This is a genomic window from Candidatus Blochmannia sp. SNP, from assembly GCF_036549215.1.
In the GTDB taxonomy this organism is placed as follows: Bacteria; Pseudomonadota; Gammaproteobacteria; order Enterobacterales; family Enterobacteriaceae; genus Blochmanniella.
This window is the reverse complement of the sequence record NZ_CP144371.1, coordinates 142,028-168,797: the sequence shown is the minus strand read 5'-3', so window position 1 is coordinate 168,797 and position 26,770 is coordinate 142,028. Positions and strand designations below refer to the sequence as shown.

Here is a 26,770-nt window from a genome sequence, read left to right as displayed (position 1 = left end):
TAGTTATGGTATTAATATATCTTTATTATTGAGTAAAATAATATAAATTTTATAAATACTACATTAATCCTAAAAATTTTTAATAAGTAATATTTGTATATTATGCGTATGATTAAAGTTATGATTTTTATATGAATGATAGGATTAAATTATTTTATTTTTTTTAAATTTTAAAATTTATTTTTGTTATATTTTAATAAAATTTAGGTGTTGTTATGGTTTATAGTATGACCGCTTTTTCAAGGCATGAAGTGAAATATACATGGGGTAATGTTACCTGGGAAATTTGTTCTTTAAATCAACGTTATTTAGATATTCATATTGATTTACCTAAATATCTTTTTGATTTATCGTGGATGGTTCGTAAGCAAATTGAAGATTCTCTTATTAGAGGAAAAATAGAATGTTCTTTACGAATTAAAATGAATACTAATTATGATATTAATAATATTAATACACTGGTTATTAATAAAAAGTTAGTTCATGATCTTATTTCATATGCAAAATGGGTAAAAACATTAATTAATGAAGGTGATATTAATTTAATGGATATTTTATCTTGGCCAGGGGTAATAACATGTGAACAAAATAACATGAATAATGTTAGTACTGAATTATTGATATGTTTTAAAGATACATTGCATAATTTAGTAAAAAATAGGGAAAAAGAAGGTATTTTTTTAAAAAACAAAATTATTGAACGTTTACATTTGATGTATAAGGAAGTTAATACAATACGTCAATATATTCCTAAAGTATTAGAGTGGAAGCGAACAAAACTTTTGGAGCAAATGAAGGATGTTTGTGTTTATGCTGATCCAATACGATTGGAACAGGAGTTGTTAATAGTGGCTCAAAAAATTGATATTTCAGAAGAGGTAGATCGTTTAACGGGTCATATCCAAGAAATGCATCGTGTTCTTGATCAAAAAGGATCTATTGGTAGACGATTGGATTTTATAATACAAGAACTGTATAGAGAAGCTAATACATTAACTTCAAAATCTATAAATTCTTATATTACTCGATCAGCAATTTCTTTAAAAATATTCATTGAACAAATGCGAGAACAAACTCAAAATATTGAATAAAATATAGTAATTAAGTAAATAGTTTTCTATTTAACTTAAATTATCTGTTTGGTATGTATATTTATTGTCAATAGTTGATTTCGATAATTTTTACATAAATAAAATATTTTAATTAACTATATTAGCACTAAGACCTTAATATTAGAATTATATATTTTATTTATGTAAAAATTGTTATTTATTATCTTCAATTATACAATTTCATTAATATGAATATATTATTAGCGTAATAACTTTATTTTAATCAAAATGTAATATATTTGATATTATTTATATATATACTATTATCATATATATAGTTATTATATTTATAAGATAAATAATGTTTCTTAAAAATCTACTTTTTATTAAAGTAATATACAAATTTATAAGCTAAATATTTAGTATAAATCAAACGGATATATAGAGATATTTATCTGAATATCATTATTTTTATGAATTTATATGTACTTAAATGAATAATATATTATTGTACAAAAATATTATTTATTATTAAATATAAATTTAAATAACATTCTTATAAAAAAATAAAAAAACTTTTTATTTTTTTATAAGAATGTTATTTAAAAATTATAGTTCATTATCTATTTAATTGCAGATATATAATTTTAAATTAAAAATAAATGATAAAAAATAATAAAAAATAATTTTTTGTAAATCTATCAGAAATTTTCTTTTTCCTACAGTAATATTTCAAATTTAAAAAAACTCCGATAAAATAAAAACAGTAAACAATATAGAAAATATATATCAGAATATATGTGTTTTAGAGTAATAATGTCAGGTTATTTTAATATAACTGAAAATATTAATTTAGTGGAATTACAATAATTTAGGAGGTATGAACCGAAATAGTTAATTAAATAAATATTGTTAATTGTCAGGTTTAAATAATTATCTGAAGGTTATTATTTTAATAAAAATACTTCAGATGGTTTGTTTTCCAATTTAGCCTGCTATTAATTAAAACTGTCAAATATAGTCCTATTATCGTTATTGATTTAATGTAGAGACACATAATTATGAATAGATTAACAGACATTTCAAATATGGTAGAATCTTTATCCCGTATTTATCATCGTTTACGTAAAGAAATAAACGGTCAATTAATTAATGAAGGACTTTCGATGTCTAAAATGAAAATATTACATCTTATTACTACCGGTAAAACTAGTGCAACAGACATTAAGAATTATATGGGATTTTCTTCAAGAACTGTGGTAACAGTACTTGATGCATTGGAAAAAGATGAAATGTTACATCGACAACAAAGCTTGACAGATCGTAGAGTCAAGTATGTTCATATTACAGAAAAAGGACGTGATAAACTACGTATTGCCAAAGATACGCATAATATTATTTTAGATCGTATGTTTTCTCCTTTGTCTGATATACAACTTAAAAATTTTAGAGAAGTATGTAATTTACTTGAAATACGGCAGAAAAATAATATATTAAATTAATATGATATATTGTATTATACAATATACTATGGCATTTGGTAACATAAACAAAAGATCCTCGGTATAAAACACACTTTATAAATTTAGTATATAAAAATGTATGTATGATCATCATTAAACTATCGAATAATTATTAAGTTTTACCGAGGATCTTTTGTTAAGAAATTGTTAATAACTAAACATGACCATGTAAATGATAATTTTTAGTATCGACTGGAATTAATTGTAGGTTGTATGCCATGGTTTAATTGCGTATAAACAAAAATGTATTTTTATAAATTTACCTGTTTATATAATCAGAAATTATATATTTTTATGATGAAAAATTTAGGAACATTATGTATTATATCTGCTCCAAGTGGTACGGGAAAGTCTACGTTAATTCAAACTTTAATGCAATGTAATTGTTTCATTTATAAAATTAAATTATCTATCTCTTATACTACACGTATTAAGAGATCTGGGGAAATTCATGGAAAAGACTATTATTTTATTTCAAGAGAAAAATTTAAATATATGATTAATAAAAATAAATTTTTTGAATATGCAAAAGTTTTTAATCATTATTATGGTACATTGAAAAATGATGTTAAAACTATGTTAAATACCGGCATACATGTTGTACTCAATATTGATTGGAAAGGAGCGCAGCAAATTCGAAATAAAATATCAAGTAATATTTATACTATTTTTATTTTACCTCCATCAAAAAAAGAATTATCGCGTCGGTTGCGTTTTAGAGGACAAGATACAAAAAAAATTATTGCCGAACGTATGAAGCATACAATGGATGAAATTAGTCATTTTAAAGAATATGATTATGTTGTGGTAAATGACGACTTTAATATTGCTCTAATACATTTACAATCAATTATTTTGTCTGAACAATTGCGTGTAGCATATCAGAAAATACGCTATGCAACATTAATAAATAACTTGTTGTTACCAGATATGTAGTAATAATATGAGATTTACACAATAATATTTTATTATGGTAGCAATTTAAAAATTAACAAGGATAAAATCCTATAAAACATATACATATGGTAAAATAAAATGGCGCGTATTACCGTACAAGATGCTGTAGAAAGAATTGGCAATAGATTTGATTTAATATTAGTTGCTGCACGGCGTGCACGGCAAATGCAAATTGGTGGAAAAGAAACATTAGTTAAAAAAAATAATAATGACAAATATACTGTGCTTGCTCTTAGAGAAATAGAAGAAGATTTGATTACTAAGTAAATTTTAATATTCGCATATAATAAAAATTAATATTGTTTAAATTTAAAATTATTTTTACAAATCGGAGTTTATTCATGTAGTGAATATAAAAATTGTTGAAATAAAATTATTTATTTGTTTTATCATGTAAATGATAGTGTTGAAATAGCATATTGCAATGTTTATATTTTTAGATTCATAATGATTACATTGTATTGATGCCAAAAAATTGTTTTTTTATATTAGCACTGATATACATAACATATATGGTTACGCATAAATTATTTTCTGTAAAGATAATAAACTTATTACACAAATTAATTTTTAATTTATAAAAAACTATATACTCATTGTTGAGCCTTATAGTGCGTATTGTTTATAGCAATAAAATACTGTGTTAGTTTGTAAATGATTAAAAATAATTATTTATATAATAAATATTTGTTTTGTTAAATAATATTTTCGCGAAGTTACAGTAAGTGATATTATAATTTTCAGATTAAAAATCTTAAATTTAGGTAAATATTAATAAAACTTGCTAAATACATCAAATACTAATAGTATCAATGATTATTCTAAAATGGATATATTCAAACTAAATAAATTTTTGGAAAAGTATTGACAGCAATAATTTTTATAAGTAGTACATTATAAAATGTTATTTACAACTTTGCTATCATGGAATCTATAATGGCTGAGAGAATAAATATGACAGATATCGAAAAAATTTTTTCTATTCTTGATGAAAATCAAATAAAATTTGTTGATTTACGCTTTACCGATACAAAAGGGAAAGAACAACATATTACTATTCCTAAAATGCAAGTTGATGATCATTTATTTAATAATGGTAAGATTTTTGATGGATCTTCTATTAAGGGTTGGAAAAGTATTAATGAGTCGGATATGGTTTTAATGCCTGATCCCACTAGTTTCATAATAGATCCATTTTACGAAAATAAAACAATAATTATTCGTTGTGACGTACTTGACCCTAGTACTATGCAAAATTATGATAGGGATCCGCGCTCTATAGCTAAACGGGCAGAAATGTTTTTATATAATTCTGGTATTGCTGATATTGTAATGTTTGGGCCTGAACCAGAATTTTTCTTATTTGATGACATTCGTTTTGAAACGACAAGATCAGGATCTTATGTGATCGTTGATGATCGAGAATCGGCGTGGAATAGCGGTAAAATATATAAAGACGGAAATAAAGGTCATCGCCCTAGAGTGAAAAGTGGATACGCCCCAGTACCTCCAATAGATTCTTCGCAAAATTTGCGCTCTACTATGGCTCTAATAATGGAAAAAATGGGATTAATTATAGAGGCTCATCATCATGAAGTTGCAACATCTGGACAAAATGAAATAGCAACTCGATTTAATACTCTTACTAAAAAAGCTGATGAAATACAAATATATAAATATGTAGTACATAATGTTGCTCATAGTTCTGGTAAAACTGCAACGTTTATGCCAAAACCTATTATAAATGATAACGGATCAGGTATGCACTGTCATATATCTTTACATAGAAAAGATACTAATTTATTTTCGGGTGATCAATATGGACATCTTTCTGAGATAGCTTTGTTTTATATTGGAGGGATTTTGCGTCATGCTAAAGCATTAAATGCTATAACTAATCCAACTACCAATTCATATAGACGTTTAGTTCCAAATTATGAAGCTCCAATAATGTTGACTTATTCTGCTGGTAATCGTTCCAGCGCTATTCGAATTCCATCGATTATTAATAAATCAAAAAAAAATACTCATGCATCATGTCGTATTGAAGTTCGTTTTCCTGATCCAGCTGCTAATCCTTATTTAGCTTTTTCTGCGTTGCTTATGGCTGGATTAGATGGGATTTTTAATAAAATCCATCCTGGAGAACCTATAGATAAAAATTTATATACTATTTCTGAAAAAGAATCGTTATCAATACCGCGTATGGCTAGATCTTTTGATGAGGCATTGAGTTATTTGGCAGAAGATCATGCATTTTTAACACGAGGTAATGTCTTTAGTGAAGATTACATTAATACCTATATTCTGTTATGCCAAGAAGAAATTAGGTTAGTGCATATGACTCCGCATCCTGTAGAGTTTGATTTATATTATAGTGTTTAAAATTTTTTATGATTTATAAGATAACTGTCATATAGTTAGTAACTATAACAAAATAATTTTTGCAGAATTATTTTAATAAATTAAATAGTGTTTAATATTTTTATATATTTAATGACTTAAATATATAAAAACAGGTGATTCATTTTTCATTTTACTATGACTATACATAATATATATGTATGAAATATAATTATCATAGTACTTATTTTTTAGTAAGTGTGCCTGAAATTTGTAAATTACCTAACGGAAAGATAGGTATGGAGGTGGCTTTCGTTGGTTATTCTAACAGTGGAAAATCTAGTGCTATTAATGCTCTAACTTATCAAAAAAAACTTACTAAAGTTAGTAAAACGCCAGGATGCACGAAACTTATCAATTTATTCGAAGTAAAACCAGGTATTCGTCTTATTGATTTTCCTGGTTATGGTTATACTAAAGATATAAACATGAGAAAAAATTGTTGGCATGACATAGTATGTGAATACTTGGAGAAAAGAAAAAATTTAAAAGGATTGATATTAATCATGGATATTAGGTATCCTGTAAAAAATTTAGATCAAAAAATCATTGAAAGTGCGCTTTCAATGAAAGTCCCAATTTTTACTTTATTAAGTAAATCAGATAAAGTTTCTAGAAGTATTTTAAAAGTTACAACTCAAAAAGTGGCACAGGACATGAAGATAAAGGGTACAACGTGCATACAAGTTGTACCCTTTTCTACTGTTAAGAAACATGGAATAGAGTTGTTAAAAATCACTCTTAATAATTGGTTTAAATATTAAAGTAATAAAATAATACATGTTATAAATTAATTACAATAATAGTTTTTCTATGTTTAAATAAACTATATAAATTTATATAGTAAATAAATTATTTGAATTGGTATTTAATATCTATAGATATTATCTTATATAGCATATATACTAAATTAATAGTAAATAGTATTAATGTGCTTGTTCCCAATTTTTTCCAATACCAATATCTACTTTTAGCGGTATATCAATAACAAAGCATTCTTCCATTAATTTTTTGATTTGTTTTACAGCTGGATTTATGATTTCATGGTGTACTTCAAATACTAATTCATCATGCACTTGCATAATTATACGTGCTGGAATTTCATCCTTTTGTAACCAATTATCAACAGATATCATTGCTTTTTTAATAATGTCAGCAGCACTTCCTTGCATAGGAGCATTGATTGCTGCTCTTTCAGCACTTTTTTTCTGGGAAATATTAGAAGAAAAAATATCTGGTAAATATAATTTTCGTCCGTCTAATGTAGATACATAGCCATATTTATTGACATGTTCTCGAATATGTTTCATATATCTCATGACTCCAGGATATCGTTTAAAATAACGATCTACATATTTTTGTGCCTCTTTACATGTTACTGATAATTGACGTGCTAATCCAAATGCACTCATTCCATAAATTAATCCGAAATTGATAGTTTTAGCTTGATGTCTTTGTTCATTAGTCACTAAATGTAGTGCAGTTACAAATATTTCAGAAGCTGTTGCAGTATGAATATCTTTTTCAGAAATAAAATCGTTAATTAATTTGATATCTTGAGATAGGTGCGCCATTATTCTTAATTCTATTTGTGAATAATCTGCAGCTACAATTAAAAAATTTTTAGGAGCAATAAAAGCTTGACGTATTTTTCTACCATCATAATTTCTATTTGGAATATTTTGTAAATTTGGGTTAGTAGAAGAAAGACGTCCCGTAGAAGTTCTAGTTTGATTATATGAGGTATGTACTCGATTTGATTTTTCGTTAATCATAGCGGTTAATTTATTGGTATAAGTGGATTTTAATTTAGCTAAACTGCGATATTGTAAAATGATTTTTGGCATTGGGTATTTTTTAGCTAATTTTTTTAATACTTCTTCATTGGTTGAAGGAGTGCCAGTAGGTGTTTTTTTTAAAATTGGTAATTTTTGCTTACTATATAATATTTCTTGTAATTGCTTGGTTGAAGAAAGATTAAAAGAAGTATTTACCAATTGATATGCTTCCAGTTTTAATTCATTAAGTCGAGAATCTAATTCTACTGAATGAGCGTTAAGTAATTTTTTATCTATTAACACGCCATAACTTTCGATACGAGATAATATAGATATTAAAGGCATTTCTATTTCTTCAAATATTTTTTTTAGTTTGTCGTTTGTGTTTATTTTTGGCCATAAAATATGATGTAAGTTAAATAGAGATTTAATAAATTTAGCAGCATGTAGAGATTGTGATTGTATATTGCGTATGTCTGAGATAATGCCATTTTTATGGCAATTATTTTTAAAATCTGTAACAGCGTTGAATGTGTCTTTATCTAAAAAATTTTTTATGTCTTGATAATCAGAGGTACCGTACAATATATATAATTCTAACATAACATCAAATGCCATACCAACCAAATTTATATTGTAACGTTTAAATATAGCATGGCTAAACTTTAGGTGTTGCCCAATTTTCTTTATTTCTGAATTTTCTAAAATTGGTTGTAGCATTGATAGTATTTTATCAAGATATAAAAAATCTTGATGATTACTAATTGAATTAGTTTTTATAGGAATATACGCACTTTCATTAGGATTTATAGATAAACATATGCTTATAATATTAGCTGTAGCAGCGTTAAATATATCTGTATGTATGTTAAATATAAAGAATTTGGATATTTTAATTTTTTCAATCCAATGATAAAGCATTTCAGTATCATGTATTATTTTAATATTTTTTTTTTCTTTGACATGATCTAATAGTAAATTACTTTTTTGATGTAAAAACGTATTTTTTGAGCATTGGTGTGATGATAGCTTATTTAAGCATTGATATTTATGTAACCATTTTCTTGATTTTAAATCTATTAACCAATTCTTGAATTCATATCGTTTAAATAATGACAACAAAGTATCAATATTTACTTGTTGTATTGATAATTGATGAACAGATGTGTCCAAAGACACATCTGTTTTGATAGTTGTTAATTTATAAGAAAGAAATGCTATTTCTTTATTAATCTGTAATATATTTTGTATTCCCCTAGCGCCCCGTAGTCCCAATATATCAATTTTATCCAAATTATCATATAATGTTTTTAAATTGCCTATTTTTTTTAATAATATTTGCGCAGTCTTTTTCCCTACTCCAGGAACTCCAGGAATATTATCAGATCGATCTCCTATTAATGCTAGATAATCAGCTATCAACTCTGGCGGTATTCCAAATTTTCTTTCTACTTCTTTAGGAGTGAACATAATATTTGACATAGTGTTAATAAGAGTTATTTTAGGCGATACTATTTGAGCCATATCTTTATCTCCTGTACTAATTAATACAGGAATCCCTGATTGCGCGTAAAATATGGCTAACGTGCCTATTACATCATCTGCTTCTACATTAGGTACCTGAAGTATTGGTAATCCCATGGCGTGTATTATTTTGCATAACGGATTTATTTGAATATATAGATCCTTAGGGATTTTAATGCGATTAGCTTTATATTTTTCGAATAAGTTATTACGAAATGTTTTTCCCATTGTATCAAAAATAATTACCATATGAGTAGGTTGATATTGCACTAGCAGACTTTTGATCATATTGATTACTCCATATATTACCCATACTGGTTCTCCATTGCTGGTTTTTAATGATGGTAATGCATGATATGCGCGGTGTATATAAAAAGAACCATCCACTAAAATTATCGGATTATTTATAGTTGTAATCATAATGATATTTTATATATGATTTAATCTTGTAGAAAAGATTAAAGAATGTTGGATATTTATTTAATAAATAACACTAAATAATAATATTATCATAGATATTAAAATAATAAAAATAAAATGGAGTTGTGTCATATAACCAGATGATCATATTTAGAGTGTAATAATTATAAAAATTTTATGTTTTATTTATGAGTAAATTTAATAATTCACAAAATTGTTGCATGTAAGCATTTACTGATGATATATCTAGTTTGTCGTTTTTTATCATATATTTGCCATTGATAAATATTGATGGAACCCCTCTTAGATGAAAATTTATTGCTGCTTGTTCTTGATCTAAGACTAAAGATTTTACTAATATACTATCCCAAGCAGTATCAAATTCTTCTGCATTAACACCAGATTTGATAAATATCGCACGAATATCTTCTATGGTATGGATAGATTGTTGTTTTTGTATCGCTATAAATAATATGGGACTGATTTTATTTTCTATTCCTAATGCTATTGCTACAGCCCAAGCATGTGTTAATTGTTTTCCTAAATTACCTAAAAAATTTACATGATATTTATAAAAATTTATGTTTTTGGGTAATGTTTTTTCTATATTGTTAGAAATATGATAAATTTGCTCGAATTGATAACAATGCGGACAATAAAAAGAAAAAAACTCTAGTAGTTTAGGAGCATTATGAATAGGTTTATTTAATCGAATATATTGTTTTCCTTCTATAATTGAAGAGGAAATGCTTTTGCATGAAAATATTAAAGAAATTATTATTAAAATAAGATGTAATTTTTTCATACAACCTCCTAATAATCCTACAAACATTGATTATTAAAATATAGATATTATTAATTAAAATAAAAATAATATTTTTATTTTAATTAATAATAATATTCTACTTGGTTTCTTGATGTGTGATTTTAATCATCATACTAATATTATTTGATATGTATAAGAACTTGTGTATATATTATAAAATAATAGATTTTATAATTATTGCATTAATTAAATATAATAATAAATAAAAAAATATTTTTTACAATAATGACTTAATACTACTAATATGTTCTTATTTTTGATGTAAGAAATTTAAAAGTTGAGATTATTTTAATATTTATATCAATAGTCATAATAGAATAAATACAGGGATAATTTTTAAGGTGTATTGATTATTAATCATAAAGAGTATTATCATATCTACAATAAAAAGATATGTATTAATTCGTGATTAATTTATATTTTATTTATAAATTCTGTTTTTAATTAAAGAATAGAATATATAGTGACTTTTATATAGTTAGAATATAATTTATAATTTTTATTATCATAAAAATATGATGATTTCTGTAATTAAAAAACTATTTTACTGTTGTTGTTTTCTTTTATGAAATATGTTTAATTTATCCCAAATACTATCAATATAATGTCGTACTGTATTGTTCATTTTAATTGGAATACCCCATTCTCTTTCAGTTTCTCCGGGCCATTTGTTTGTAGCATCCATACCTATTTTAGCGCCTAATCCAGAAATCGGGCTAGAAAAATCAAGGTAATCAATTGGAGTATTTTCTATTATTATGGTATCTCGAGCAGGATCCATACGTGTAGTAATTGCCCATATTACATCATTCCAATCTCGTGCATTAATATCGTCGTCACATATAATAATAAATTTAGTATACATAAATTGTTTTAAAAAGGACCATATTCCAAAAATTATACGCTTGGCGTGTCCAATATATTGTTTTTTTATGGTTACGATAGCTAGTCTATATGAACAACCTTCAGGAGGTAAATAAAAATCTATAATTTCTGGAAATTGTTTTTGTATTATAGGGATAAATACTTCATTCATTGCCATTCCAAGCATTGCAGGTTCATCTGGTGGGCGTCCAGTATAAGTAGAATGATAAATTGGATTGTTTCTTTGGGTAATGTGGGTAATAGTGCATACTGGAAATTGAGCAGTAGTATTGTAGTATCCTGTGTGATCTCCAAAAGGCCCCTCTATTGCTGTTTTACCTCGTTCTAAATATCCTTCTAATATAATTTCAGAATTAGCTGGAACATCCAAGTCACATGAAATGCATTTAATTACTTCAGTTTTATAACCTCTTAATAGACCGGAGAAAGCATATTCTGATAAAGTATTAGGGATAGGGATTACTGCTCCTAGTAAAGTAGCTGGATCGGCTCCTAATGCTACAGTAATGGGAAATCTTTTTTCTGAAGTATATTTATACCATTCTTGAAAATCTAATGCTCCACCACGATGAGATAGCCATCTTATAAGAATTTTGTTTTTAGATAGTACTTGTTGGCGATAAATTCCAAGATTTTGTCGTTTTCTTCTTGGACCACGAGTTATTGTGATCCCCCAGGTAATTACAGGAGATATATCTTTGGGCCAACAACGCATTATTGGCATATGTGTAATGTCTACATCTTTATTACACCAAACATTTTCTTGGCATGGAGCTGTACTCACACGCTTGATAGGCATATGTAAAATATGACGAAAATTAGGTATTTTAGAAAAAAAATCATGTATCCCTGTTGGGAGTTCAGGTTCTTTTAAAAATGCAAGCAATTTTCCAATATCACGTAATGATAGAATATTTTCTTTCCCCATACCTAGAGCTATTCTATTGGGTGTACCAAATAAGTTACAAAGAACAGGTATTGTGTATCCTTTAGGGTTTTCAAAAAAGAGAGCTGGCCCTCCAGATTTAATGGTACGATCAGCAATTTCTGTTATTTCTAAATCAGGATTAATAGGAAGAGTAATTCTTTTTAAGTCTCCTCTATACTCTAGAATTTTGATAAAATCACGTAAATCTTTGTATTTCATGATATTTAATAGGCATTAAGTTTATATTTATTGTTCTAAATTTGGTATTACTACTGATCACAATATACATTATATATAATATATATTGTATATTGCAATTAATAGGTTATTTTTTAAAATAGTTTAAATTTTAATCATGTTAATGTAAACTAATATAGTTTAAATCTATAGTAGTTAATATCATTATGCCAAAATAGTTACATTGAATATAGAATATTTTAATTTGTATAGCATATATATGGAGATATTTTTTGAATTGTTAAAATAATCTTTTATTAGAAATAAAATTAAACGTGATATTGATAATAATAGTAATAATGATTACTGCATAATACGTTTCCAGCCTATTGTCCAAATAAATATTCCAGTGATAAATAAAAAAATAGAAAAATTTTTAAAATATTTATCTTGTATACATAAGAAAATACTGCTGGTAATTAATGTTGCTCCAACCCCGAATAAGAATAATGCTTGGCTTTGTTTGGTTCGTTGCGTTTTTAACTCTGTTATCAACATTTCTATTTTTTTTTGTAGCATGCAAGAACGTTTAAATTCGTTAGATAATAAAGTAGGTAATTCTGGTATCTTATCTATCCAATAAGGTATTTTATCTGTCAAGGCACATATTGTTGTTGAAAATTTTAGTTGATCTTGCATCCATTTTTCTAAAAAAGGTCTAGCAGATTTCCAAAGATTTAAATGAGGATATAGTTGTCTCACTATTCCTTCAATATATAATAAAGTTTTTTGTAATAGGATCAATTGAGGTTGTATTTCCATATTAAAACATCGTGCGGTATTAAATAAATATAGTAATATTTTACTAAAAGGAACGTTTTCTAGCGGTTGTTCAAAAATTGGTTCAAATACTGTTCTCATTGCGCATTCAAAGTCTTCGATGTTAGTATTTACGGGTATCCAACCTGAGTCAAGATGTAGTTCAGCTATCTTACGATAGTCGCGATTAAAAAATGCGATAAAATTTGCTGCTAAATAGTATTTATCTTTTTTATTTAAAGATCCGATAATACCACAATCAATACTAATATATTTTGGATTATCTGGATGTTTATAGCTAATGAATATATTACCAGGATGCATATCTCCATGAAAAAAACTGTCTCTAAATACTTGAGTAAAAAACACTTCTATCCCGCGTTCTGCTAATAATTTCATATTAGTTCTTTGTTTCTTTAATGCAACTATATCATATACAGGTATACCATAAATACGTTCCATAACCATAACTTTTTCGCTGCAAAAATCTACATATACTTTGGGTATGTATAATATTTGACTTTTTTTAAAATTTCTTCGTAATTGAATAGTATTAGCTGCTTCTTTTAACAAATTAAGTTCGTTAAAAAGGGTTTTTTCATATTCTGAAACAACTTCTGAAAATTTAAATTTCCGTCCTTCTGGTAGGAATTTATAAATCCAATTGGCTAATCTATGCATTAAACGTATATCTGTTTTAATAATAGGCAAGAGACCTGGGCGAATAACTTTGATTACTATATCTTTATTGTTTTTTTTAAATCTGGCGGAATGTACTTGTGAAATAGATGCGGATGCTAATGGTATTTCTTGAAAATCTTTAAACCATGTTTCTAATGGATTACCAATAGCACGCTCTATATATGTTTTAGCAAGGATACCATCGAAAGGCGCCACGCGATCTTGCAGTATTGACAATTGATCTGCAATAGAATCTGAGAAAATATCACGACGAGTAGAAAGTATTTGACCTAATTTAATCCATATTGGACCTAATTCTTGCAATGCTAAACGAAGTCGTTCTCCTAAAGTTAGTTGATAATGCTTATTTAAAACACGTAAAAAAAATCTACTGCCTATTCTTAATGGAAAAATTAGTCGATGGGTAGGAACAAAATCACTTAATCCATAGTTTAGTATTGTTTTAATTATGTAAAAAAATCGATATAATTCATCAACAAACATTAAATTTCCTATAATTTATTTAAATAATTAGATAAATATTTTGATCATGTTTTAAATAGTATATTTAAGAAAACTATAATAATTCTAATATATTCTTAGTATAAGAGCCTACTTATCATTAATCATTGTAATTCAATATTTTTGAACATAAGTAATATTTATTTTTTGCAAGAATCTAGAAATATTGGATCATATGATTTATTCCTTAATAAGGTATTATCAATGTAAATAGAATAAAATTAGTAATGTATAACTAGATATTATCTAAATATTTTGTAAAAAATGTTATTTTAATTATAAATTACTGTTTTTTATTAAAATAAAACATTTTTATATCCCACATTATATACTTATTAAAAGCAATAATAAGTATTACAGTATATATGCATTATACAATATAATTTTTTTTTTTTAATACTGAAAATATATAACTATTTCTTATTAAAATATAAAAATAATTAGATACTGTAGTTTTATGCAGAATAATTTTAAGGATTTAATAATAGTTTGTGAATATAAATATGTTGTTTTAATATTTATGTGCGCAGTGTAATACTGCAATTCCATAAGTCATATTAAAATATTTAACATTATTGAATCCTGTTTGTGTCATCATGTTTTTCAGAGTTTCTTGATCTGGATGCATACGAATAGATTCTACAAGATAGCGATAACTATTAGCGTCTTGAGCTATTAATTCACCTATTTTGGGTAAGACGTGAAATGAATATAAATCGTATATTATATTTAATATTTTAAAAGTAGGTACTCCAAAGTCTAAAATTAGTAATTTACCTTTAGATTTTAGAACTCTATGTATTGAACATAATGCTTGTTTCTTGTTTGTGAAATTACGTAAACCAAAAGCAACAGCGACACAATCAAAAGTATTTTCAGGGAAAGGTAAAGCCTCAGCATCAGCCTGTACATATATCACATTATTTAATATACCTAAATTGCGTAATTTTTTTTGTCCTAGATCTATCATAGAATCATTGATATCTACTAATACTACTATTCCTGAATTACCAACTAATCGTGAAAATTTAATACTTAAATCTCCAGTACCTCCGGCTAGATCTAGCACTTTTTGTCCGGTATGCACTGCACTGTGATAAATCATGAATTGTTTCCACATTCTATGTATGCCGAAGGACATTAAGTCATTCATTAAATCATACTTTGATGCTATAGTATGGAAGATATTGGATACTAGTAATGTTTTTTTATTTTTGGGAATTTTTTGAAAACCAAAATGAGTCGTATTTTTTTTATGTTTATTATTCATATTTATTCTGTGTTGTAAGACCTTTCATTGGATTTTTATTTATTGAAAATTTAATAAAATAAGTATTTTTTACTAATTTATATATTTTAGACGTATTTGATCAAGAATTAGTTAAAGGTTCATGACATGTATTGCGGATGATGTCATCTTCAAAATCGGATGGATTAGAAGAATTATTTTCTTTATCACATAAAAATATAGAATGAGGAGTAATTTCATTAGGGATAATTGGTTGTTTTATTTGTACCCCAAGTGCTCTAAAACTTTCCGCTTGACTTATAATATTACCTTTTCCTTCAGAAAATTTATTTTTTGCTGCATTATAAATAATTTCTGCTTTATTTAGATATAGACCAATTTTATTTAAGTCATCCATAAATAGTCGTAGTTTATCATATAATCGTCCTGCTTTATCGGCAATTTTTTTTGAGTGACAATTTTGATATTCATAGCGCCATAGATTGTTAATAGTACGTAAAGCAATCAATAACGTTGTAGGACTAATTAACATGATATTGTATCGCATGGCATCAGTTAGTAATGATGCTTCTTTCTCAATAGCCAACATAAAAGCAGATTCAATAGGAACAAACATTAAAATGTAATCTAATGTATTTAATCCAAATAATTTTTGGTAATCTTTTTTACTTAATGACTTTATATGTGCACGCAATGAGTGGACATGGTCAGTAATAGCTAATTGTCGATCTTCTTCATTATTGCTATTGAAATAACGTTCATAGGCCACTAAAGATATTTTGGAATCAATGACTACATCTTTACCTTGAGGTAAATGGATAATTACATCAGGTTGTAATCTATGCCCATTTGTTTGTTTTATACTGACTTGTACATGAAACTCATGACCTTCACGCATACCAGAAGCTTCTAATGCACGAGTTAAAATTACTTCTCCCCAACTACCTTGGGTTTTATTATTTCCCTTTAATGCTTGTGTTAAATTAATAGTTTCTTGAGTGATTTTTGCGTTTAATTGGTGCAAATTACGAATTTCATACGTTAAAGTATGCCTTGCTTGCTTTTCTTTTTCAATGTTGTTTTGTATTTGATTTTTAAATCCTTCTAATTGTTCTTTTAATGGATACAGCATTCTATCAAGAGTTATTCGGTTTTGTTTATCTATCTTGTATCCATTTTGTTCAAAAATACGATTTGCTAAATTTTCAAATTGCATAGCTAATCGATTTTCACTATCAGTAAATAACTTTTGTTTTTCTTTTGTTGCAAGCTTATATTCTTCTAAACGGATACTTAATTCTTGTAGTTTTAATTCTTGAGTATGATTTAAATTTAATTGTATATGTAATTCATGATTTAGTTGCTCAGATTTTTGGTGATAATGATCTAATAATTTTAAACGTTCTTCAGTGGTAGATAATTTCCCATATAGTTCATATATTATTTGTGATTTGTTTTGTAATTTTTGTTCAATATTATGCCGTAAGTCAGATTCATTTTTTAAGTTTTGTTTAATTATACCTAATGCGTTCTCATGGGCTTTACAGTCATTTTTATATCTTTTAATACAACGTTTTTTTATAATTTTACAGAATACTCCAGTGAGTAGGGAACCTGCTAACATACTAATTATATTATACAAGTAAAATGGGATGATTGTCATATATTCTCTATTATAAAATGTAACCATAAAAATATTATGGTAATTATTTACTATTCATTATTATATATGATGTTTAAATAATTTAAGAAATCTGAATTGCTTAATGTTATATTATGTTTCAAAATGCATGATTTTTAATCATGTTAAAACATTTTTCATATGAAAGTATTTTTAAAAACAGTATGTTTATAATAATTTTTAAAATCAATTAAATTATGTCATAATAAATTAAATCAAAAATTTAAATAATAATAATAATAACAATTGATAGTTAATATTATCAAACAAATTAACTATATGCAGTTATCTTCTTTGTTAAGAAGAATGCGAGCGCCTTCTATTACAACTTTAATCGCCATGTATTCAGCATTGTGTATCCAAATAATATTTGGGGCTTCTTGTTGTGTGCGATTTACGATAATACCCGTTACAACTCCTGCCCTCAGTCCTTGAGTCAAGCACATAGTTAACAGTGTTGCAGATTCCATTTCGTAACTCATAACTCCCATATTTTTCCATTCTTCCATAGAACCACGTAACTTTTTAATAATTAGGCCAGAATATGTATCTTTTCTTTCTTGTCCGGGATAAAATGTATCTGAAGACACAGTCACACCATGGTGCGATTTAATACCAATTTTTTTAGCAGCTTTAATTAATGCCACACTACATGATAAGTCTGCCGTTGCTGGGAATTCTAACGGAGCAAAGTGTTGACTGGCTCCATCACAACGGACAGCAGCAGTGACTATTAATATATCGCCTATTTTTATATATTTTTGGATAGCACCCGCAGTGCCTACGCGTAAGAATGTACGTATTCCTAATTGGGATAATTCTTCTACTACAATAGAAGTGGATGGACCGCCTATCCCTGTAGAACAAATGATTATTGTATTTTCATTAATTCTTGCAGACCAAGTGGTAAATTCTCGATAGCTAGAAATATATTTTGGATTATGCATAAGCGATGCAATTTTTTTAACTCTGTTAGGATCTCCTGGAAGAATAGCTAAAGTTGCGCCTTGAAGATCACTGGTTTTTAAACCTAAATGAAATACGTTAGTTATAGACATAGAATGTATTACTTAACTATGTTGAGAGTGATTTCAAATTTTTTTGTATAGTTTTAAAAATTGATTATGATTTTTTTAAAGTTTTTAAATTTTTAAGAATATAAGTAATATAAATTAAAATTTTTTTAATGATTATTTTTTAAATAAAAATTTCATAGATTTATTTTACAGTAATATAACAGATTTAGTAATCTTATTGCGATGTTTATTATGAAATCATTAAAAATAATTAGTTATAATTCATGAGTACTGTTTGCGTAATATTTTTACTGCAGATACCATGTTATCTAATGATCGTTTAATTTCAGGCCATGATCTTGTTTTTAATCCGCAATCAGGATTGATCCATAAACGATTTTTTGGAATATATTTTAATAATTGATTAATTTTTTCAATAAGATCATTCTGAGTTGGTTCATTTATAGAATGAATATCATATATACCTGGACCAATTGCATTTAAGTTTATTGCTACATGTTGTATGGTTTCTAATATTTTTTCGTCTGACCTAGATGCTTCTATACTGATTACGTCTGCGTCTAATTTTATAATTGCATGAATAATATCACTAAATTCAGAATAGCACATATGAGTGTGAATCTGGGTATCATCTTTTACTGATGATGCAGTTATCTTAAATACATTAACTGCCCATTCTAGATATTTTTTTTGATTAGAATTCTTTAAAGGTAATCCTTCTCGTAAAGCTGGTTCATCAATTTGTATTATTCGAATTCCAGATTTTTCTAAATCTATTACTTCATCGCGTATTGATAACGCTAATTGCAACGCTATTATTTTACGTTGTATATCTTCACGTAGGAATGACCAAGACATGATAGTCACAGGTCCAGTTAATATACCTTTTATTGGTTTGTTAGTTAATGATTGAGCATAATTTATCCATTTTGTAGTAATGGGTTTTGAACGACTAATATCTCCAATAATTACTGGAGGTTTCACACAACGAGAACCATAACTTTGTACCCATCCATTTTGAGTAAATATAAATCCATTTAAGTTTTCTCCAAAGTATTCCACCATATCATTTCTTTCTGGTTCTCCGTGAACTAAAACGTCCAAATCTAATTTTTCTTGTTCCGCAATGATTTGTTTAATATAATTTTTAATACCAACGCAATAATCTTTTTCATCGATTTGGTTATTTTTAAAGTTTGAACGAAGTTGACGAATTTCTTCAGTTTGAGGAAATGAACCGATAGTAGTTGTTGGAAATAACGGTAAATTAAACTTTTTATGCTGCAATATAACTCGTGTTGTGTATGGAGAGTATCGAGAGTGTGGAATTTTATTAATATGTTTGAGTCTTTTTTTAACTTGTATATTATGAACTGTAGTAGAGTGAGATCTTAAATTGTTGGCAATATAATATTGATTAAGTATGTCTTCATATGTCGAGTCATTTTTATTTTTATAATTTAAAGCAGTGCATAACATTTTTATTTCAGAACATTTTTGTAATGCAAAAGCAAACCATTCTGTGATATGTTTATCTAATTTTTTTTCCATATTTAGATCAATAGGGCTGTGTAATAAGGAACAAGAAGATCCTATCCATATTTTACGCTCTCCGACTAAAGGGGAGAGTTTTTTGAACCAACTATGCAGATTAGTTTTCCATATATTACGTCCATTAATTACTCCTGCTGATAATATCCAATTTTTTGGTAATTGTTCGTGAATTAAAGATACATTATCAGGGCTAGAAACTAGATCTACATGTAGACCATCTACTTTAAGTTGTCTGATGATATTTAGTTGATGATATATGCTGTCGAAATAAGTAGTTAGTAATAATTTAATTTTACCATGAAGTTGTTCATATACATTTAAATATGCTTCTAACCATTTTGATGGAAGCTCTAAAACTAATATGGGTTCGTCAATTTGTACCCAATCAATGTTTTTTTTTTGAAAAATGGTCAATATATCTTGATATACTGATAATAAAGCAGGTAATAATGATAATCGATTAAATTTTTTCCCTTTTACTTTTCCTAACCAAAGATAACTAATTGGACCAAGTAGTATTGGTTTTATTTTATATTTTAGTGATAAAGCTTCATCTATTTCATCAAATAATTGAGTCCAATTTAATTTAAATTCTTGAGTTTCAATAAATTCAGGTACTATATAGTGATAATTTGTATTGAACCATTTTTTCATTTCTGAAGGAGGTATCAGCTTTTTATTCAAAGAATAACCTCGGCTTACTTTAAATAGCGTATTTAAAGTAAGCCTTTCTTGGAAAGAGCGATGTCTATTTGGAATATTATTAAGCATTAAACTGGTAGTTAAAACATGATCATACCATGCAAAATCACCTACTGGGATCCAATCTATACCAGAATCTTTCTGTTGTTTCCAATGTCGCATGCGCAATGTGCGACCTATTTCTAATAATTTATCTTCTTGTATTTTTCCGTTCCAATAATTTTCTAGAGCGTATTTTAGTTCTCTATGTAAGCCAATACGAGGAAATCCTAATGTATGACCAACAATTGTCATAATTTACTCCATGGTTTGTCTTTAGTTATATAAAGTGAGTGCAAGAATGAAAATAAAAAAAATATTTTTAAAAACCGTTGTTGATATCAACAGTTACTCTAATGACTATTAAATTAATATTAAGAAAGCGATACTTGATTACATATAGTATGCACAATTAGCTACTAAGTATAATATATAATATTAAATTATTTTAATCTTTTCATCTATGAAAATAGTATCAAATGACTATGTATGTAGTCAAGTAACTAAAATTTTATAAATATATGTTTAATAGTTTATGTTTTTATAAATAGTATTTATAAAAAATTAATTAGTTCTGTATTATTAATTTCATTTTCTTCATGGCATTTTTTTCTAATTGACGTACTCGTTCAGCAGAAACACCGTATTGATTAGCTAATTCTTGTAATGTACTTTTATTGTTATCTACGTTTAGCCATCGTGCACGAATAATATGTTGACTGCGTTTATCCAGAGTATTTATAGCTGTGTTCAATTTATCACTAACTTGATCAATCCATTCATTTTCTTCATTAGAAGTGATGATTTTATCTTGTAAATATAGTATAGGCGCTATTATTCCTCGATTATCTTCATCTGAAGATTGCTCAAAAGTCATATCTTGTGCCGCCATACGAGATTCCATTTCACGTACATCTTTGCTAGTTACGTTTAGTGCTTTTGCAACTATTTCTATTTCTCCTGCATTAAACCAACCTAAACGTTGTTTAGTTTTTCTTAAATTAAAAAATAGTTTACGTTGTGCTTTAGTAGTAGCTATTTTTACAATACGCCAGTTTTTTAGAACATATTCATGGATTTCTGATTTAATCCAGTGTACAGCAAATGATACTAAACGAACGTCTAATTCCGGATTAAACCGACGTACAGCTTTCATCAAACCAATATTACCTTCTTGTATTAAATCAGCTTGTGGTAGCCCATAGCCGGAATAATTACGAGCAACATGAATGACGAATCTTAAATGCGATACAATAAGTTTTTTTGCTGATTCTAAATCTCCATGATAATATAATCGCTTAGCTAATGCTTGCTCTTCTTCCGAAGTAAGCAGAGCATAAGAATTAGCTGCTCTTATATATGCTTCTAAAGTTCCTTGAGGAACTAAAGTCACGCTATTTTGAATATTTTTAGGCATTTATTCTCCTACCATGATCGCATGTATTCAGATGATTATATCATGCCCGTACGAGATATGTATGAAACTAAGTATAAAATAATTCTGTTATATTAAAAGGAGTATCTATCAATAGATAGCATAACACATTTGTAATAGAACCATTATTTAATTGCGCTATCAGTTTAATGGAATTAAAACATCACAAAGCATAAAGTCATTTGTTATTATCATCGATAAATAAATATTGTTTCTAATGATACTAGATGGTCTATAGTTAATCGTGGTAAGGAATGTAAATTTTAAGTTAACATCGTTGATAATGTGTATGCTTTTTTGGGTAAAAATTCTATATATATATATTAGCAGATTTATTTATACAATTATTGCGAGTATAATAACCTTTGTAATTTAATTTTTATTTCCTTATTCATACCCCAGTATACGTAAAGCTTTGATTTAAATCAACTGTAACTAATATTTTATTTTTTTAAATTTAATAATGTTTAAAAACATCCACAAAAATATCATAGATGTTAATAATATTATTTTGTAGTAATTATCTATAAAGAAATTTTTATTGTTTAATATAAATATTTTATTTTAAATAAATGCTCATGTAATTTAGGTACAGTATTTTATCATTAGGTTTGTTTTTTAAAAATAGCTTCAACAAAATTGTGTGGTTCAAATGGTTGAAAGTCGTCGATATTTTGTCCTATTCCAATATATCGTATTGGAATAGGACATTGATCAGCAATAGACAAGATAACACCTCCTTTAGCACTACCATCCAATTTGGTCATAATTATTCCTGTGACTTTAATTGCGTTATTGAACATACGCACTTGGTTGATAGAGTTTTGTCCGATATTAGCATCAAGAACTAATATAGTTTCATGAGGTGCTTCTATATCAATTTTTTTTATAACTCTAATAATTTTTTTTAATTCTTCCATTGCATGGATTTTATTTTGTAATCTACCCGCAGTGTCTATAATAAGCAGATCAATAAGTTTCATTTGAGCTATTTTAACAGCATCAAAAATTACTGAGGCAGGATCGGCAGTAGTATTATTTTTTATTACTGCAACACAACCGCTACGTTTTCCTATAATTTCTAACTGATCTGTTGCTGCTACTCTACAGGTATCTCCTGCCGCTAACATTACAGTTTTATTTTTTAATCGGTAGTAATATGCTAATTTTCCAATAGTAGTAGTTTTTCCAACTCCATTAACTCCTACCATTAATATGATAAATGGTTTTTTTTTCTGTATAAGTAATGGTTTATCGATAGATATAAGTATATTTAATATCTCATTACGTAATGAATCATAAAAAGATTTGTTATTGCAATTAGCATGAAGGCTAATATAATTTTTCAAGTTATTAATAATTTTTTGAGTAGTTTGCATACTTATATCTGCAACCAATAATTTATTTTCAATATCATTTAATATATCGATATCAATATTTTTGTTACGAACCAACTTTATTATGTTATCACCTAATTTTTTTCGAGTATTTAATAAACTCTGTTTTAGTCTGTTAAACAAATTATGTTCAGAATTCATGTGTATTGACCTCGTCGCTATTATCAATATATTAAATGTTAATTTTTTATATTTTCATATGTAATACTTACAATTAATCAATGATGTTAAATATATTGTCTTATTATGAGGAACAACAATAAATTATTTTATTTGGATAAAATAATTTATTGTCTATAGTCCTTTTTATAAGACTCAAATATATTTCCATTGCTTGCATACGTTTATCATTGATTAATTGTAAGTATTACATATGATTAACTAATAACATAACAAACCAAGCATAGTGAGCATATGAAAATATTAAGTTATTGTACATTATAATTATAGATCCAATCTATAATTTTTATAGTGTGTACAATATGTGAGTTCATGTATAAACAATCAGATTTTATCGGAGGAATATAAAAGTTAACATTGTTTCTAATAGTGGATGTTTTTATATTAGAGAATTAAAATTATTATGAGTTACTTATTTTATCGTGTAAGAAGAGATGCAGTATATGTATAAAAATAAACTGCGATTAAGTGCTATTGGGAAGGTTAGAATTATTGGAGGCAAGTGGAAAGGGCGTAAAATACCTATTATTCGGTGTGCTAATGTGCGTCCAACTACTAATCGTATACGTGAAATGTTATTTGGTTGGCTTAATCCTATTATTTCTGGTGCTATTTGTTTAGATTGTTTTGCTGGAAGTGGTGCATTGGGTTTAGAATCATTGTCTAGAGGAGCTAATAAAGTAACTTTTTTAGATAATAGATATATTTGCATTACAGCATTGACGACAATTGTGCAATCTTTTTTAGCGTACAATAGTGAGGTCATATATACTGATTGTCGTTCTTGGTTACGACGGTCAATTGATGCTTATGATATAATTTTTTTAGATCCTCCCTTTCAAGATAACGTTATACCTGAGGTTATTTGTTTGTTAGAACGGTATAATCTTTTTAAAAAAGAATCTTGGATTTACATAGAAACTTCAAAAAATAAGAATATTTTTAATATTAATGTGATCCCTAGTTATTGGTTTTTATATCGAAAAAAGATTACTCAAAATATTATATGTTATCTCTTTATAAGAAAATCGTAAAATTGATATATATATAAGTATAAAAACTAAATTAAATACTACTTAAAGTTGGAATAAAGTATGTCTATTTAACAATAATTATACATAGTCTTTTTATTGTAATTGGTTTGTTGCATATATGCAAGTAGTGAATAAATAGGTGGCTTTGTAATGAAAGAATGATGTTAATCACTCCAGGATTTGTAATAATTAATTAAACCATGAGTTGAGCTATCATAGTTGTTAGAAGTGATACTTTCGCATTTTAATTCTGATAAAATATTGTTAGCCAGTTCTTTTCCTAGTTCTACTCCCCATTGATCAAAGGTATAAATATTGAAGATAACACCTTGTGTGAATATTTTATGTTCATATAAAGCAATTAAAGCCCCTAAAGTATAAGGAGTAATTTTTTTAACTAAAATGGAATTACTGGGGTTATTTCCTTTGCATATTTGAAACGGAACTGCATGTTGTTGGGATATATAATGTTTGTTAGATATTTTAGGTTCTTGTAATACTTTTTGATGTGTGTTGCCAAAAGCTAATGCTTGAGTTTGAGCAATAAAATTTGATATTAATTTTTCATGATGATCAGATATAGGATTATGACTTATTACTGGGGCTATAAAATCACATGGAATCATTTTAGTTCCTTGATGAAGTAGTTGATAAAATGAATGTTGTCCATTAGTTCCAGGTTCTCCCCATATAATAGGACCAGTCTGATATGTAACAGGGTATCCATTGCGATCTATATATTTTCCATTAGATTCCATATTTACTTGCTGTAAATATGTTGTAAAACGATGCATATACTGATCATAAACAAAAATTGCTTCGGTTTCGACTTGAAAGAAATTATTGTACCAAATACCAATGAGTGCTAAAATTACCGGTAGGTTTTTATCTAGGGGTGTGTGATAAAAATGCAAATCCATAGCATGGGCTCCAGTTAATAATAATTCAAAATTATTAACTCCCAACGATAGCATTATAGATAAACCAATGGATGACCATAACGAATAACGGCCACCTACCCAATCCCAAAATTTAAACATGTTTTCTGATGGATCAATACCGAATTTACAAACCTCAATAGCATTTGTGGATAATGCTATAAAATGTTTAGATATATGTTTTTTATTAGAGGTAGCTTGACAAAACCAACTACGTGCACTACGTGCATTAGTCATAGTCTCTTGGGTGGTAAAAGTTTTTGATGCTATTATAAATAACGTATTTTCTGGATTCAAACATTTTAATGTTTCAAAAATATGAGTTCCATCTATATTAGAAATAAAATGCAGATTTAGATGATTTTTATATGGTTTTAATGCTTCAGTTACCATATAAGGGCCGAGATTGGAACCCCCAATTCCTATATTAACAATGTCTGTGATTATTTTATTTGTATATCCTGTCCAATTACCTTGAATAATACGATTACAAAATTTTTTCATTTTTTCTAAGACTGCATTTATTTGTGGCATTACATCCAATCCATTTACTAAAATGGGCGTATTTTCTCTGTTTCTTAAAGCTATATGTAACACAGCACGATTCTCACTATAATTAATTTTTTCACCGTGAAACATATCTGAGATAGCCCCTATAAGATCACATTCTACAGCTAAAGATATCAGCTTAATAATGGTTTCATTTGTAATTAAGTTTTTTGAATAATCAACTAAAATTTCATTATTAAATGTCTTAGAGAAATGTGTAAATCTATATTTATCTTGATTAAATAAATCATTAATTGATGTATTTTGTATGTCATAAAAATGTCGTTTTAGATGCTTCCAAGCCTGTGTATGAGTAGGATTGATGTTTTTCATGATTTATTTCGCATTTTATTTTAAAAATAAGTAAATGGAATAGAAGTCTAAAATCAATTTTCAGTTGAATATTGTCTATTAAAGTGATTACGTTATAAGTAACATAATAAAAATGATCATATCATATTTTTAATACATATCAATATA

Annotated in this window: 17 protein-coding genes and 1 pseudogene; 7 read left to right on the top strand and 11 right to left on the bottom strand. The window is 26.8% G+C overall.

The window, feature by feature from the left end; genetic code table 11:
- The first annotated feature begins 215 nt into the window (after positions 1 to 215).
- The 6 genes and pseudogenes from VOI34_RS00690 (at position 216) to yihA (ending at position 6,699) form a co-directional block, all read left to right on the top strand.
- Positions 216 to 1,091, top strand: coding sequence for a YicC/YloC family endoribonuclease (locus tag VOI34_RS00690; RefSeq protein WP_331828549.1), 876 nt, complete (start codon positions 216 to 218; stop codon positions 1,089 to 1,091).
- Positions 1,092 to 2,113: 1,022 nt separating this feature from the next.
- The gene (locus VOI34_RS00685) at positions 2,114 to 2,554 is read left to right on the top strand and encodes a MarR family winged helix-turn-helix transcriptional regulator (RefSeq protein ID WP_331828548.1); all 441 of its coding nucleotides are present in this window, start codon (positions 2,114 to 2,116) and stop codon (positions 2,552 to 2,554) included.
- Positions 2,555 to 2,869: 315 nt separating this feature from the next.
- Positions 2,870 to 3,511, top strand: a complete 642-nt coding sequence (gene gmk, locus VOI34_RS00680; protein ID WP_331828547.1) for a guanylate kinase — start codon at positions 2,870 to 2,872, stop codon at positions 3,509 to 3,511.
- A gap of 99 nt (positions 3,512 to 3,610) precedes the next feature.
- A pseudogene (gene rpoZ, locus VOI34_RS00675) lies at positions 3,611 to 3,790 on the top strand (DNA-directed RNA polymerase subunit omega); the annotation flags it as partial.
- A 696-nt stretch (positions 3,791 to 4,486) separates the two neighbouring features.
- Positions 4,487 to 5,917, top strand: coding sequence for a type I glutamate--ammonia ligase (glnA, locus tag VOI34_RS00670; protein ID WP_331828546.1), 1,431 nt, complete (start codon positions 4,487 to 4,489; stop codon positions 5,915 to 5,917).
- 179 nt (positions 5,918 to 6,096) lie between these two features.
- On the top strand, positions 6,097 to 6,699 hold the full coding sequence (gene yihA, locus VOI34_RS00665) for a ribosome biogenesis GTP-binding protein YihA/YsxC (protein ID WP_331828545.1): 603 nt from the start codon (positions 6,097 to 6,099) through the stop codon (positions 6,697 to 6,699).
- 162 nt (positions 6,700 to 6,861) lie between these two features.
- Here yihA and polA read toward each other — a convergent pair whose 3' ends face one another.
- The 10 genes from polA to ftsY form a co-directional block, all read right to left on the bottom strand.
- Complete coding sequence (gene polA, locus VOI34_RS00660; protein ID WP_331828544.1) at positions 6,862 to 9,657, bottom strand: DNA polymerase I; 2,796 nt, start codon at positions 9,655 to 9,657, stop codon at positions 6,862 to 6,864.
- Positions 9,658 to 9,832: 175 nt separating this feature from the next.
- The gene (dsbA, locus tag VOI34_RS00655; RefSeq protein WP_331828543.1) at positions 9,833 to 10,462 is read right to left on the bottom strand and encodes a thiol:disulfide interchange protein DsbA; all 630 of its coding nucleotides are present in this window, start codon (positions 10,460 to 10,462) and stop codon (positions 9,833 to 9,835) included.
- A 565-nt stretch (positions 10,463 to 11,027) separates the two neighbouring features.
- Positions 11,028 to 12,515: a 4-hydroxy-3-polyprenylbenzoate decarboxylase gene (gene ubiD, locus VOI34_RS00650; RefSeq protein WP_331828542.1), complete on the bottom strand. Its 1,488-nt coding sequence runs from the start codon at positions 12,513 to 12,515 to the stop codon at positions 11,028 to 11,030.
- A gap of 321 nt (positions 12,516 to 12,836) precedes the next feature.
- Entirely contained in the window at positions 12,837 to 14,477 is a 1,641-nt protein-coding gene (ubiB, locus tag VOI34_RS00645) for a ubiquinone biosynthesis regulatory protein kinase UbiB (RefSeq protein ID WP_331828541.1), read from the bottom strand.
- A 529-nt stretch (positions 14,478 to 15,006) separates the two neighbouring features.
- Positions 15,007 to 15,765, bottom strand: coding sequence for a bifunctional demethylmenaquinone methyltransferase/2-methoxy-6-polyprenyl-1,4-benzoquinol methylase UbiE (gene ubiE / locus VOI34_RS00640; protein WP_331828540.1), 759 nt, complete (start codon positions 15,763 to 15,765; stop codon positions 15,007 to 15,009).
- Between the two features lie 100 nt (positions 15,766 to 15,865).
- Positions 15,866 to 17,407 (bottom strand): DNA recombination protein RmuC, encoded by a 1,542-nt coding sequence (rmuC, locus tag VOI34_RS00635; RefSeq protein ID WP_331828539.1) that lies wholly within the window; start codon positions 17,405 to 17,407, stop codon positions 15,866 to 15,868.
- A gap of 293 nt (positions 17,408 to 17,700) precedes the next feature.
- Positions 17,701 to 18,483, bottom strand: coding sequence for a uridine phosphorylase (gene udp, locus VOI34_RS00630; protein ID WP_331828538.1), 783 nt, complete (start codon positions 18,481 to 18,483; stop codon positions 17,701 to 17,703).
- Between the two features lie 240 nt (positions 18,484 to 18,723).
- On the bottom strand, positions 18,724 to 21,012 hold the full coding sequence (gene metE / locus VOI34_RS00625; RefSeq protein ID WP_331828537.1) for a 5-methyltetrahydropteroyltriglutamate--homocysteine S-methyltransferase: 2,289 nt from the start codon (positions 21,010 to 21,012) through the stop codon (positions 18,724 to 18,726).
- A gap of 313 nt (positions 21,013 to 21,325) precedes the next feature.
- Entirely contained in the window at positions 21,326 to 22,174 is an 849-nt protein-coding gene (gene rpoH / locus VOI34_RS00620) for an RNA polymerase sigma factor RpoH (protein ID WP_331828536.1), read from the bottom strand.
- Positions 22,175 to 22,797: 623 nt separating this feature from the next.
- Positions 22,798 to 23,730, bottom strand: a complete 933-nt coding sequence (gene ftsY / locus VOI34_RS00615; protein WP_331828535.1) for a signal recognition particle-docking protein FtsY — start codon at positions 23,728 to 23,730, stop codon at positions 22,798 to 22,800.
- A gap of 482 nt (positions 23,731 to 24,212) precedes the next feature.
- Between ftsY and rsmD the strand changes: the two genes are divergently transcribed.
- Positions 24,213 to 24,803 (top strand): 16S rRNA (guanine(966)-N(2))-methyltransferase RsmD, encoded by a 591-nt coding sequence (gene rsmD / locus VOI34_RS00610; RefSeq protein ID WP_331828534.1) that lies wholly within the window; start codon positions 24,213 to 24,215, stop codon positions 24,801 to 24,803.
- A 164-nt stretch (positions 24,804 to 24,967) separates the two neighbouring features.
- Here rsmD and pgi read toward each other — a convergent pair whose 3' ends face one another.
- On the bottom strand, positions 24,968 to 26,623 hold the full coding sequence (gene pgi, locus VOI34_RS00605; RefSeq protein WP_331828533.1) for a glucose-6-phosphate isomerase: 1,656 nt from the start codon (positions 26,621 to 26,623) through the stop codon (positions 24,968 to 24,970).
- Positions 26,624 to 26,770: the final 147 nt, after the last annotated feature.

What these genes read in the sequence shown, in the direction of transcription:
- VOI34_RS00690 (WP_331828549.1), top strand. Translation starts at nt 216, where the DNA reads ATGGTTTATAGTATGACCGCTTTTTCAAGGCATGAAGTGAAATATACA.
- VOI34_RS00685 (WP_331828548.1), top strand. Translation starts at nt 2,114, where the DNA reads ATGAATAGATTAACAGACATTTCAAATATGGTAGAATCTTTATCCCGT.
- gmk (WP_331828547.1), top strand. Translation starts at nt 2,870, where the DNA reads ATGATGAAAAATTTAGGAACATTATGTATTATATCTGCTCCAAGTGGT.
- glnA (WP_331828546.1), top strand. Translation starts at nt 4,487, where the DNA reads ATGACAGATATCGAAAAAATTTTTTCTATTCTTGATGAAAATCAAATA.
- yihA (WP_331828545.1), top strand. Translation starts at nt 6,097, where the DNA reads ATGAAATATAATTATCATAGTACTTATTTTTTAGTAAGTGTGCCTGAA.
- polA (WP_331828544.1), bottom strand. Translation starts at nt 9,657, where the DNA reads ATGATTACAACTATAAATAATCCGATAATTTTAGTGGATGGTTCTTTT.
- dsbA (WP_331828543.1), bottom strand. Translation starts at nt 10,462, where the DNA reads ATGAAAAAATTACATCTTATTTTAATAATAATTTCTTTAATATTTTCA.
- ubiD (WP_331828542.1), bottom strand. Translation starts at nt 12,515, where the DNA reads ATGAAATACAAAGATTTACGTGATTTTATCAAAATTCTAGAGTATAGA.
- ubiB (WP_331828541.1), bottom strand. Translation starts at nt 14,477, where the DNA reads ATGTTTGTTGATGAATTATATCGATTTTTTTACATAATTAAAACAATA.
- ubiE (WP_331828540.1), bottom strand. Translation starts at nt 15,765, where the DNA reads ATGAATAATAAACATAAAAAAAATACGACTCATTTTGGTTTTCAAAAA.
- rmuC (WP_331828539.1), bottom strand. Translation starts at nt 17,407, where the DNA reads ATGACAATCATCCCATTTTACTTGTATAATATAATTAGTATGTTAGCA.
- udp (WP_331828538.1), bottom strand. Translation starts at nt 18,483, where the DNA reads ATGTCTATAACTAACGTATTTCATTTAGGTTTAAAAACCAGTGATCTT.
- metE (WP_331828537.1), bottom strand. Translation starts at nt 21,012, where the DNA reads ATGACAATTGTTGGTCATACATTAGGATTTCCTCGTATTGGCTTACAT.
- rpoH (WP_331828536.1), bottom strand. Translation starts at nt 22,174, where the DNA reads ATGCCTAAAAATATTCAAAATAGCGTGACTTTAGTTCCTCAAGGAACT.
- ftsY (WP_331828535.1), bottom strand. Translation starts at nt 23,730, where the DNA reads ATGAATTCTGAACATAATTTGTTTAACAGACTAAAACAGAGTTTATTA.
- rsmD (WP_331828534.1), top strand. Translation starts at nt 24,213, where the DNA reads ATGTATAAAAATAAACTGCGATTAAGTGCTATTGGGAAGGTTAGAATT.
- pgi (WP_331828533.1), bottom strand. Translation starts at nt 26,623, where the DNA reads ATGAAAAACATCAATCCTACTCATACACAGGCTTGGAAGCATCTAAAA.